Here is a 12338-nt window from a genome sequence, read left to right as displayed (position 1 = left end):
GGCGACGATGGTGGCAAGCCCGGTGTATGAGCCCTGACCCATTGCGGTATGTTTGGACAGCACGGTCACCGTGCTGTCCTTGTCGATGCGCACGAAAGCATTGGGCACGAACGTGCCCGCTTTGGTGACATCCACATCGTTGGCTCGCGCGCCGCCGGTAGGCAGCCACAACGCGACGGTCAATACACCGCCGCCTTTCAGCACGTCGCGACGGGAAGCGGCTAGCAATGCATCTTTCTCAGCTGCGCTCATGTGTGTCTCCCGATTCAGGCCAGCGAGCCGGCGGCGCGCTTGATCGCCGAACGGATGCGTACATAGGTGGCACAACGGCACACGTTGCCGGCCATCGCCGCATCGATGTCGGCATCGGTGGGTTTGCTATTGGTGGTGAGCAAGGCGGTCGCGCTCATGATCTGGCCCGACTGGCAGTACCCACACTGCGGCACGTCTTCAGCGATCCAGGCATCCTGAATGGCTTTGCCGACTTTGGACGCACCGACCGCTTCGATGGTAGTGATCTTGCTCGAGGTCACCGCCGACACCGGCAACACGCAGCTGCGAGTCGCATTGCCGTCGATGTGCACGGTACAGGCACCGCACAGCGCCTTGCCGCAGCCGTACTTGCTGCCAGTCATACCCAAATGATCTCGCAACACCCACAGCAACGGCGTATCCGGCTCAGCGTCGGTTTGCACCTTCTGACCGTTGATCTCTAGCGTAATCATGGGAGGACCTCGGGACTGGCTGCGGCTACCGGAAGTGCCGCGATCTTACTCCGGCCACACTGCGGCGGGATTGCACAATCCTGCGGATTGCGCCCCACCCAGTGACCCAAACGTCGGCCAAAGTCGAGATTCATCAAGAGCGCGGCTGCCGGCCCGCTAACCGATTGCTCCACCGACACGATGTGCGTAGGCTCGCCCTCCCATTCGTCATCGCCGGGGAACGATCGTGCCCATGGAAGTCCGCGCTGCCGTCGTGCACGGCCCCAATCAGCCGTTCGTCATCGAGTCATTGCAGCTCGACGGGCCGCGCCAGGGCGAAGTTCTGGTGCATATCAAGACCACCGGCCTGTGCCATTCCGATCTGCACGTGTACGAAGGCAAATTGCCTTGGCAATTTCCGGCGCTGTTGGGTCATGAAGCGGCCGGCGTGGTGGTGGAATGCGGCCCCGGTGTCACTCGATTCAAGCCGGGCGACCATGTCATTCCGTTTCTCATTCCTCACTGCGAAAAGTGCGGCTATTGCCATTCGCCCAAGACCAATCTGTGCGTCGAGGCGTTCACGCGTTTGCGACCGGGCGAATCGCGCTTTTCGCTGGGCGGAAAGCCGGTGAGCCAACTGTGGGGCCTGGGCACGTTCGCCGACTATTCAGTATTGCCCGCGAACATGTTGGCCAAGGTGCGCGATGACGCGCCCTTCGATCCTATCTGTTACATCGGCTGTGGCGCCACGACCGGCATCGGTGCGGCACTCTTCGCTGCCAAGGTCGAAGCGGGCAGCTCGGTGGTGATTTTCGGTCTGGGCGGCATCGGCCTGAACGTCGTGCAAGGAGCACGGTTGGCGGGCGCGAAAAAAATCATCGGCGTCGATACCAATCCCGCCAAGGAAGCCATCGCGCGCCAATTCGGTGCTACCGACTTCGTCAATCCCAAGACGGTCGAGAAACTGACCAGCCATTTGATGAAGCTCACCGGCGGCGGTGCCGACTACAGCTTCGAGTGCATCGGCAATCCACAAGTGATGCGTCAGGCCTTTGAATGTACTAATCCGGCGTGGGGCACGAGCTACGTGGTGGGCGTCGCTCCACAGGGTGCCGAAGTCACGTCCTATCCGGGCCACTTGATGATGGGCCGGCATTGGACCGGCTGCTACATGGGTGGCGCGCGTCTGACCAAGATCCCGGAGATCGTCGATTGGTACGTGGACAAGAAAATCGATCTGGACCCGCTGGTGACTCACCGGCTGAGTCTGGAACAAATCAACCAAGGCTTCGAGCTGATGCGCAACGGCGAATCGATCCGTTCGGTGATCGTGCTGTAAGAGTCACGCTCACTCCAGCCAGGCGCGCGACAAGTAGAGTTCGCTGGCGCGTGGCGAATCGTCGGTGCGGAAGATGATCATGCCGGCAACGTTGCGCAGATCCAGAACTCGCTCGCGAGGGCCGGCAGCGACATCCTGTAGCGGGATACGAATCACCTGACGCGTCTGGGGTGCCAATTCGAAGCGCCGCCCGAATCGATCGCTGGGCTGATTGTTGTGAGTCGCGTCATGCACTCGGAGCACGAACTGCAAGCCCAGCGGCGTGGGATTGGTGAGATCGACCGCGAGCGTCGAGTAGTGGCTCCAATCGGCCGCCAGCTCGATGAATTCCAATCCGGGATAGGGACCGTCGAGCAGATTTACGTGCATGGCCCGCTCGCCCGCGGTGCCGGCCCACTGCAGCGGCATCGTAGCCGGCGCGAACTCGGCCGACTTCTGGAAAATGAAATAGCGATCGTAACGCTCAGTGAAATCCGCCAGCACCGGAAAGCGCTCGTCTCGCTGCTGATACTTGATGGCCGCACGAGTCACGGGAGCGGCAGCGACGGCCAGCGCTGCGCTGCCGACCACAGCTGCAATCAAGCGAACCAACGACGCTTTCGAAGCGGCGCGCACTCGCCTATCGAAGACGGCGAAGATACCGAGCAAAGCGACAGCACCGATGACATCGTGGAGTGCGTCTTCGACGCTTGCATCACGGCCGACTGGAATTTGTAACAGTTCTGTCAAGATTCCCAACAGCAGCGCCGCCGCCAACGCCAGCGCATACTGTGTCGCTAGCGCAAGCGATGCGAAGCGCGGCTGAGTACGAACAATGAACAGCGTCAGCAAGGCAACGCAGCCGAAAATCGGCGCGTGTGCCGAGTTATGTAGGGTCCTGATCCAACGCGTGTCGCCGGGGACTGGCGCAAACACCACAGCCACCAGCAGAATCGAGATCACCAGCAGCGCGAGCCAGTGAGCACGCTTCACCGGAGCCGTCCGAGATCGTGAGTCAACCAGCCAAGCCGACAACGCCCGTCGAGCCTCGTCATGCCGCCAGCGTGCTGCTGCTTCGCGAACAGCGAGGCAGTATTGAAGTGCTGTTGACTCGTCGACACGAGAATCTGACGTTCATGGGCGGCATGTGGGTGTTCCCCGGCGGCGGCCTGTGCCCCGCCGATACCGCGGCCGAGGCGTTCGCGACGATTCCGGAGTCTGCACAACTCGAGTGCCACCGTTTGCGCGATCTGGACGGCAACGCGCTGCCGGCGACCGCTTGCCATGGGCTGGCAATCGCCGCGGTTCGCGAAACGTTCGAAGAGACCGGCGTGCTGCTGGCGACGACTGCGGAAGGACACCATGCTGACAATGACGTGTTGACGCGAATGCAGGAGCGACGGCACGCAATCCTCTCACAACCGGAGCGGTTTGCCACGTCGCTGCAGGAAGAACACCTGCAACTGGATCTGCGCCGCTTGGTCTATTGGGCGCACTGGATCACACCGTCGGTCATTGCCAAACGTTTCGACACTCGCTTTTATCTCGCCCGCCTGCCCGCCGGCCAAGTGGCCGTGATCGATGCGGTCGAAACCACCGAGATGACGTGGATGACACCTGCTGCGCTGATCGCGGCCGCGCATGACGGCACGATGCTGATTTCTCGTCCGACGCTTTACAACTTGATGGACCTTGACGCGAGCGTGCGACAACACATTTCTCTGAACGCAATTCTCTCAGCCGAAGCGCGGCGCGACGTCGTGCCCGTGTTACCAAAAATAACCAAAGGCGAGCCACGTATGATCGTCATGCCGTGGGACAACGAATATCCTATGTTAATCGGCAGCGGCGTGACCCCGCTGACTTACCCGGAACGTTTGCTATCCCTACCGTCACGCGCACCGATGGAGCGTTGACACAACAAAATATATGAATGCATGTCCCTCGTGCCCGGACTAAATTCCTTCGGCACGGACAGCATTCGAGCGCGATCGCAACGAGCGCGACACGAAGTCAGGGAAGCTCCACAGGAGGTCAGGATGTCTCGACGGCAACGGCTTCATGTTGCAGGCGGCACTTACTATGTCGTTCAACATGGCAACACTCATCATCCGATATTTTCCCAGCCCGAGGATTACGCCCTCTTCGAACGCCTATTGGCAACGGGCCTGCGTCGCACGAACGCACGCGTGCACGGTTACTGCTGGACACCACAATCCATTCATTTGATTCTGCAGATCGACGAAGTCTCGGTCGGTCGCATCATGCAAGGGCTCACCAGCCGCCATGCACGCAGCATGCATCGCCGGATCGGCGAGTCCGGACATTTTTTTCGGCAGCGTTACAAAGCGGTGCTGATCGATCCCAAACATTATTTGTTGAAGCTGGTGCATTACCTGCATCACCTGCCGGTATTGGGCGGGCTGGCGGAGCATCCAGGGGCGGCTGAACACACCAGCCACGGCACCTATCTACGCCAGTCCGCCACCCCTTGGCTGACGACACGCAGCGCGTCGCGGTTGCTCGAACTCAAGGACGACGGCACCGAGTACGAAGCGTTCATGGCCCGTTGCCCGGAACCCGAAGACGTAGTGCAGTTCGAACGAGTCGGCTCAAACGATCTGCGCGTCATCGGCAGCACCGAGTTCTTGGAAAATCTGCCACGCAACTCGCGCACCTATCGCAGCAAGGCGTCGCTGGATCAAATCATTCACACCGTCACCTGTCGGATGGGTGTGGAGCGCGATCTGGTGTTGTCGAACTCGCGTCAGCGGGAATTCACGTTGGTGCGCGCGTTGATCGCTTGGTACGCGACCGAGCGAGGGGTCGCAACGCTGAGCGAAGTGGCGCGCTGCCTGCGTCGCGACCCATCGACCTTGTCGATGGCGATCAGCCGCTATCGGACACGTCGACCGGAGTTGTTCAAGATCACCGCCATGCACGACATCTCGCCGCTGGTGCCAATCGGCGGCAGCATCAAGGTCCACTATTGGGATGGCGCCGCCGATGCCCGTGACGGCGACGACGAGGACCGGCAAACAGCCTGAAGGCGAGGGAGCAAGGGGCGAGTCGGGGCGTTGCTGAGTTCGGCAACGCCCCTCGAAGCATTCGCTTGCCGCCACCGAGGGAAGCTACTTACTATTTAACGGCAGAATCTCCGGATAGGGTGCTGCCGGCGAAGCAATGTCGGATACCCCGTAACAAAGTATATTGACGCCGGATCCCAAACCTTGCAGCGTTAGCATCGCAGGAGGACAGTTGCTTCATCGAGGGAAAGATCATGAGGGACAGATCATGAGCGACATGCACCAAGGGATGGAGATCGAGCTGCTCGATCTCGGCGATGCGACGTTAGAGACCAAGCAATGGTTGTTGTGGCCCATCTGGTTCGACTCGGTGTTTCTGCTGGGGGAAAAAGAACCTTGATGAGGCATCACACCCATCAATGACGAACTGATGACAGGGCCCGCGCGATGCGGGCCCTGTTCTGACCAACTGGCAGTCTGGCCATGCATATTGAAAAAGAATACTGGCTGCCGTCGCACGTGCGGGCGTGCTCGACAGCAACGGGGACCGTGATCCTGGATCTGCGGCGTAATCGATACTTCGGTGTCGGCCGCAAAGAAACCACGGTGTTACGCTCGCTCGCCGGCAACTGGCAAAACCTCGCCGCACAGTCAGCGAGCTTCGCCAGCGATGCTGAGCCGTTACCAGCTGCCGATTCGCTGAGCATCGCGGACAAGCTGGTCGAGGCCGGCGTCCTCAGCAACGACGCGCCCGAACCCGCCGCATTCACTCCCATGCAAATCGATCTCAACAGTGTGCTGACCAGTGTCGGCCACGAGTTGGACCGCAAAGCCGCGATTCGCTGGCGTCATGTGGTCAATTTTTTTCGTGCCTGCACCTGGGCGCGCCGCGCAGTGAAGTCGCGCACCCTGTACTTGGTGGCCGAAGACATCGGCCAGCAAAAGAACGCCGCCGGTGCACCGTTCAATCCCGAACGCGCCATCGAGCTGGTCGGCATCTTTCGCCGGCTGCGGCCGCATACCTTCGCGGCACGCGATCAATGTTTATTTCATGCCTTGGCGCTGGTGCGTTTTCTGGCCAGCTACCAGGTGTATCCGACGTGGGTGATCGGCGTGCGCACCAAACCATGGGCAGCGCACAGCTGGGTACAGCAGGGAACGCTATTACTCGATGCCAATCCTGAACAGGTGTGCGAGTACACCCCCATTCTGGCTATCTGAACCGCGCGAAGGAGCGGGGCGATGTTGCGATTCCTGGGGATGGTGTGGGACCAAGCGAGCCCGCAACAACAAGAAGCAGCCCAACTGATCTCAGCCCGGGTGCTGCAGCTGTCGCCGTCATGGCGACAGGAATTCAATGCACCGGGCATGCGAGTACTTTGCGCCGGCGCGCGCACTGACTCGCTACAACTCCATCGAGTTGCCGACGACGGCGGCCTGGTCATCGGCTCACTGTTCGCACGCAATCGTAACGTCGACTCGGTCGAACCGGACGAAACGCTGCGCCTCGGCGCGCTCTGCAGTGGCGCGTTCGTGGAGAGCCACGGTCGCTGGCTGATCGACCATGCCTGGGGCAATTACGTGGCCTTCGGTCGCGATCCCACCGGCGGCCGGAAATGGGTGCTCAAAGATCCCACCGGTTCGTTGCCATGTATGCGCACCGAGTTCCGTGGCGTCACTGTGTTCTTCTCTCGCATGGCCGACTGTGTCGACCTGCAACTGATGCGCTTCAGCATCAACCCGACGTTCATGAATGCGCATCTGATGACCGGCGGCAGTTTGCAGGAACTTTCGCCGCTCAATGAAGTGCAGCCGGTGCGACGCGGCGAGTGCGTGACATTCCAACGCGACGGCAGCCGCTGGAATCTCACCACTCAGTTCTATTGGAATCCGCTCACGTTCAGTGGCGTCGACGACCTGATCGAAGATCCGCACACCGCGGCTCGTGCGATGAGGCACGCGGTGAAATCCGCGTGCGCCAGTTTCGCCAGCGAACACCCTTCCCTGCTGTTACGACTGTCCGGCGGGCTCGACTCGTCCATCATCGCCGGCTGCCTCAAAGGCTTACCGACCTCGCGCTACGCCGCTTACACCTACTTCAGCCCCACCGGCCGTTCGGATGAACGCCCTTGGGCACGGCTGGCCGCGCAACACTCGGGCTGCGAACACATCGAGTATCCGCTCTCGCCGCTCGATCTGGATTTGCGCGTCGGACTGCAGATGGCGCCGAGCTTGGAACCCTCGCCACTGCTCAGCTACATCCAACGTAGCACCATCGAAAAAGAGATGATTGCACGCACCGGTGCCACCGGCATTTTCAATGGCGAGGGTGGCGACTCGGGCTTCTGCAGCGATTCGGTGACGTATGCCGTCCCGGAGTACATGAAGAATCATGGCCTGCGACCGAAGCTGTTCCAGCTCGCCTCGCAAGTGGCGTTGCTCACCGAAAAGTCCAGTTGGAGCGTGCTGACCCATGCGGTCCGCCGCAATTTCACAGCGACTCACTTGGGCATTCCGCGCGAACGCATTCTCGCCGCCTGCCAACTGGTGAGTACGCCCATCAAACAAGAGTTTCGGGTCAGCCAAACGGTCTCGCACCCGTGGTTCAAGGATCAGCAACGAGTGCCGTGGGACAAGATTCGCCGGCTCGGCACGCTGATCTCATCTCCCGATTTCTACAATGTTGCCGCAGCGGCCGATGCCCCCGTGCCCCAGCTCATCTCGCCGCTGTACGCGCAGCCGGTCATCGAGCTGCTGCTGAGAATTCCCATCTATGTTCACTTCAATCGTGGCCGCGATCGAGGCTTGGCTCGCGACGCATTCATCGAGGAAGTGCCTGAGCCGATTCTCAGACGCTTGTGGAAAGACCGCGCGCCGGGCTTCCACGACCAGATGATCGAGCGACAGCGCACCTTCCTGCAGGAAACCTTGCTGGATGGCACTTTGGCACACAACGGCCTGCTCAATCGCGCGCTGTTGGAAGAAGTGATCTCGGCTGGGCCGAGCAAGAACACCGTGTATCCCGGCGAGCTGTTCCGTCATTTGGATACGGAGCTGTGGGCGAGGCACTGGCTGCAGGGTTCACGACAGCAAGCGGCCGCGTGATCAACAGATGCGTGCTTAAAAGCCTTTAGCCACGCGCACGTAACTCAAGCGACCGACCAGGTCGCCCTGCGACGAATCGAAGCCGATGGCATAGCCGATAGCGGAGAATGGCGGCAGCTCGTCGAATACATTCTTGACGCCCACCTGCAGCGTCAGATCATCCCACACCGGCCCCGGCCCCAGCAGCTCACCCATCGCAAAGCTGGCCTGCACGTCGACCAAGGTGCGTGCGGGGAGCCTGCGACCGGTAGGACCGCCGGAGTTCGCGTCCAGATAGGCCGGCAACCAGTCGATCGTGGTAGTCAGCCCGACACCATTGCGTCGCCAACCTAAACTGCCGACCACGCGCCAACGCGGAATCGAACCAGAGGAATTGGCGATGCCGACGCGATCGACTGCGCGTGTGCTCGGCACGTCGACCGCAGTGAACTCATTCACCCAAGTGGCTGACAGCCGCGGCGTGAAATCTCCCCAACGCGTAGCCATCTCATAATTCGCTTCCACGTCGATGCCGCTCGTGGTGAGACGCCCGAAGTTCATTCTCGATACATCCAGCTGCAACAGCCTGCCCGGAATGCCAGCGGCGACATCGGCCGGCGTGGGTTCCTCGCGCACGATGCGGTTACCAAACACGTCTTCGTTGGCGAGCAGCGCCGTGTAATGCAGCGACGTTACGCGATGGTCGGTGCGAATCTTCCAGTAGTTGGCCAGCAATCGCAGCCCAGGCAACTCGCTCGGCGTGAATACCAAGCCTGCCGTCATCGAGTCGGCCTCGATGGGTTGCAGATCGGGATTACCTCCGGCCACGAAAGTAACGCTGCTCAACGAGTTGTTGCGAGCTGGATCCTGCAACCTCACGTTGGTCACAGTCAGCCGCGGCGCATGTAACTCGAATAGCGACGGCGGTCGAAAGCTCGTGCCGTAAGAGCCGCGCAATAGCAGATCCTGTATCGGTCGCCACATCACACCGAACTGTGGATTCACAGTGCTGCCGAAATCACTGTAGTCATCCACGCGCGCCGCCAACGTCAGCGACAACGCATCGCTACGCGTATGAGCCGTGGACCCGAGCAATGGCATTCGCAACTCAGTGAAAGCCGCCTGCACATCGCGACCGTCGTCAACTTCCTGCGTCAGGTCGTCATAGATGATTTCTTCGTCGCGCCACTCACCGCCGATGACAGCCTGAACCGCGCCCGCCGGCAAATCGAACCAATCGCCGCGCATGAAGGCGGAGAGCTGCCGGCCACGAGAAAAGTGACGATGCACGTTGGGCTCGATTAGCGACGCCAACAATTCCGAGCTGCCGGGCGGCCCATCGACAAATGGATTCAACGCACGCGCCGGATCGGTTGCAGCCAACGCGGCACTGACACGCGCGGCACTCACTTGATTGAAACCGGCGGCATCGTCCGTTTCGGTGCTCGCCGCTCCAGCGACTTCCCATTCCCACGACGAACCCAACGACCCACGCAAGCCCAGCGCGCCGCGCGTCATCTCCAAATCGTGAACGAAGCGACGCGGCTCGATGCCGTCGAGTAAAAAATCGACCAGCACCGGCTGGCCGAAGGGATTGAAAGGATGGGTCGCCAGCACCAGCGCGCTCTGCACCGAATAGAGTTCGTCTTGCGAAACCGTTTGCCTGTTGGTGTAAAGAACCTCCGCGAATGCCACCAGCCCCGGCGTGAGATCGAACTCACCGAACCACGCCGCACTCCGCTGGCGTGCTTCCGGCACGATGGACAAAGTGCTCAACGTGCTGGCGCGATTGCGCATCCCCGCGGTGGCCGCAAAGTCCGCCGCCGTCAGACCGACACCGGTACTGCCATCAGGAACCATGGCGAAGGATGACGACAACCCCGGCAGATTGGCGCCGCTCAAAGACCGCACGGTGGCCGGTGTGCCGCCAGCAGCTCGATAGTCGGTGCCACCATAGCGCGTGAAATCTTGATTCAGCCAGCGATCGCGCTCGGCACCGAACAGAAAATCTCGTTGGTAATAGTCGGCAATGAACGACGTGCGAAATCGGTCGGTCGAGTAGCCCGCACTCAACGAAGCCCGCAACAGATCCGCACCGCCGCTGGCGCCGCCGTACTGCACCTCGATCACGGGCTGCGGAATATTCTTCTTGAGCACCACGTTGATGACGCCGCCCATCGCGTCGGCGCCGTAGATGGCGGACGCCGAGTCGGACAACACTTCGATTTTTTCGACGGCAGCGAGCGGAATACTGTTCAAGTCGAATGCATTGAGCGCAAGACTGTTCGACGTGGGCACGACGCGACGCCCGTTGATGAGCACCAACGTTGTATCGACACCGATGCCTCGCATCTGCGAGTACTGCGCGCCGTTGTGATAGTAGTGTTCGGCACGAGTGAATGGCTGCTGAGGCGTGTAGCGCAGTACATCTGGAATCGATGCCGCTCCCAAATCTTCGATGGTCCGGCGCGTGAACACTTGCACTGGCGCAGGTCCTTCACCGCTGCGTTCCATTCGAGAGCCGGTGACGATGACTTCATCGAGCGGATCGGGCAATGCACCGTCCGTCGACGTCGACCCTGACGTTCCTAGCGAGGCCACCTGTTCCGGCGTTGGCGGTTCCTTACGCTGCAAGTGAGGCTGCCCTTCAGCCAAGTGGTCGCGATCTTGATCCGAAGCGGTATCGCCTTTACGCGGCGTACCGAGCAGCGACGGTGCCATGACCACCAACGAACGCTCGTTGGTGCGCCGAAAGGCCAAACCGCTTTTAGCCAACAGGCGACTGAGCGCCTTCTCCGCAGTGAACTTGCCACGCAACGGCCCGACCAACATGGTCTGATCGGTGCGCGCATCCGGCCAGAAGCTGATCTGTAAGCCGGTTTGGCTGGTGAATTCCTTCAACGCCTCGATGATGGGCAGGCGCGCAATATCGAATAGATGCAGCTCGGCCTGCGCAGCTTGCTTGGACGTTTGAGTTTGGGCGGCAGCCAGGGGCAGGCAGCAGCCCAGCACCACGGCCGCCACGAATCCGGCGATGATCTGTTGCGCGCCCATCTGCCCCAGCAACATCCCTTGGCAACATCCCTTTGAGTCGGGGACGCTACCCCGCCGCTGAATTTGACGGCGAATCTAGCGCATGCCGCCAGGCAACGCTGCGGCTTTGCTACTTAGGGCGACGACGCAATTAGAATATATTTTGGCAGAATATATTTTGAGCTGAAGCTCAGGGCCGCAGCTCGACGCGCAATTCATTCGGCTGTTTGCGGACGATGGCGATGTCCGGGCTGGCCGCCAACGCCGCCACCAACGACTCGGGATCGGTGGCATTGCCTCGGAAGAAAGCCAGCCGGCGTGCCGCGATGGCGGGATCGGCGATGACGATCTTGACTCGGTTGCGACGATTAAATTCGCTGGCCACCTCGGCGATGGAACGATTTTCGTAGACCACCCAGCCATCGGCCCACGCCGACTCATAGTCCGGATCCACTTTTTGTTTAGCGACCGGCTTGGCGCGAGTATCCGGCGTGACCGACACTTGATCGCCGGCCTTGAGTGGGACACCGCCGGTCACTTCGGCAACTTGAGCGGGCGGCGCTGAGACAACACCACGCACCGCCTCGCGACCATCGCGATACAGAGCGACGCTTCCTTCCGTCACCGCCACGACATCTTCACCGCCTCGGCGTTGCACACGGAATTCGGTACCGACCGCCAGCACGCCGATCATTTCGGACTGCACGAAGAACGGCCGCGCAGCGTCCTTGGCGACATGAAACAACGCCTCGCCCCGCACGAGCTCGACGGTGCGGCGATCATCGCCGAACGACAGCCGTAGCTCGGTGTCCGGACCGATGCGCACCTCAGTGCCATCGGTCAACTGCACCGTGCGCCATTCGCCCAGCTCAGTCTCGAGGGTCCGGTCCAACCAAGCGACCTTGACCATGAATCCCAATAGCAGCGACACGGTGATACCGGCCACGGCCGCGGCCATCTTCCATGAGCCTCGCAATGACTCGAAGCGGGGTCGAGACTCGAGGTGCTCGGACTGCACTGAACGCGGAGTGATTGCGACGACGTTCGTTTCGGCGTCGGCGACCGGCGCGCCGGGTGCGCGGTTTTGCACCTTGGCAGCCCGCAACACCTTGTAGACCTGCTGGATGCGCAACAGCTCGGCGATGTGTGCCGGCGACTGTTTCAACCAACGCA

10 protein-coding genes and 1 pseudogene are annotated in these 12338 nt (G+C 61.0%); 6 read left to right on the top strand and 5 right to left on the bottom strand.

Translation table 11 applies throughout. From position 1 onward, the window contains the following. Positions 1–252 (bottom strand): annotated as a pseudogene (locus JNL55_RS24765) (molybdopterin-dependent oxidoreductase); the annotation flags it as partial. A gap of 14 nt (positions 253–266) precedes the next feature. Further along, on the bottom strand, positions 267–725 hold the full coding sequence (locus JNL55_RS24760; protein WP_293860583.1) for a (2Fe-2S)-binding protein: 459 nt from the start codon (positions 723–725) through the stop codon (positions 267–269). 232 nt (positions 726–957) lie between these two features. Here JNL55_RS24760 and JNL55_RS24755 point away from each other — a divergent pair, with 232 nt between their 5' ends. Beyond that, positions 958–2043 carry a zinc-binding dehydrogenase gene (locus JNL55_RS24755; RefSeq protein WP_293860588.1) on the top strand — a complete coding sequence of 362 codons (1086 nt, stop codon included), beginning with the start codon at positions 958–960 and terminating at the stop codon, positions 2041–2043. A gap of 9 nt (positions 2044–2052) precedes the next feature. On the opposite strand, the gene JNL55_RS24750 is transcribed toward JNL55_RS24755, so the two are convergent. Then, positions 2053–3015: a VanZ family protein gene (locus tag JNL55_RS24750; protein ID WP_293860579.1), complete on the bottom strand. Its 963-nt coding sequence runs from the start codon at positions 3013–3015 to the stop codon at positions 2053–2055. Between the two features lie 17 nt (positions 3016–3032). Here JNL55_RS24750 and JNL55_RS24745 point away from each other — a divergent pair, with 17 nt between their 5' ends. The 5 genes from JNL55_RS24745 (at position 3033) to JNL55_RS24725 (ending at position 8153) form a co-directional block, all read left to right on the top strand. Next, complete coding sequence (locus tag JNL55_RS24745; protein ID WP_293860576.1) at positions 3033–3938, top strand: NUDIX hydrolase; 906 nt, start codon at positions 3033–3035, stop codon at positions 3936–3938. A 123-nt stretch (positions 3939–4061) separates the two neighbouring features. After that, positions 4062–5069, top strand: coding sequence for a transposase (locus JNL55_RS24740; RefSeq protein WP_293860573.1), 1008 nt, complete (start codon positions 4062–4064; stop codon positions 5067–5069). 247 nt (positions 5070–5316) lie between these two features. Further along, a complete protein-coding gene (locus JNL55_RS24735) occupies positions 5317–5448 on the top strand; it encodes a hypothetical protein (protein WP_293860570.1) in 132 nt (43 codons plus the stop codon). Positions 5449–5531: 83 nt separating this feature from the next. Further along, positions 5532–6269: a lasso peptide biosynthesis B2 protein gene (locus JNL55_RS24730; RefSeq protein ID WP_293860567.1), complete on the top strand. Its 738-nt coding sequence runs from the start codon at positions 5532–5534 to the stop codon at positions 6267–6269. A 21-nt stretch (positions 6270–6290) separates the two neighbouring features. Next, positions 6291–8153, top strand: a complete 1863-nt coding sequence (locus JNL55_RS24725; RefSeq protein WP_293860564.1) for an asparagine synthetase B family protein — start codon at positions 6291–6293, stop codon at positions 8151–8153. A gap of 15 nt (positions 8154–8168) precedes the next feature. On the opposite strand, the gene JNL55_RS24720 is transcribed toward JNL55_RS24725, so the two are convergent. Next, positions 8169–11201, bottom strand: coding sequence for a TonB-dependent receptor (locus JNL55_RS24720; protein WP_293860561.1), 3033 nt, complete (start codon positions 11199–11201; stop codon positions 8169–8171). 154 nt (positions 11202–11355) lie between these two features. After that, on the bottom strand, positions 11356–12338 hold a 983-nt coding region (locus JNL55_RS24715), incomplete at its 5' end, for a FecR family protein (RefSeq protein ID WP_293860558.1).

The sequence above is a fragment of the Steroidobacter sp. genome, from assembly GCF_016790065.1.
GTDB lineage: Bacteria > Pseudomonadota > Gammaproteobacteria > Steroidobacterales > Steroidobacteraceae > Steroidobacter.
This window is presented reverse-complemented; position numbering and strand designations above follow the sequence as displayed.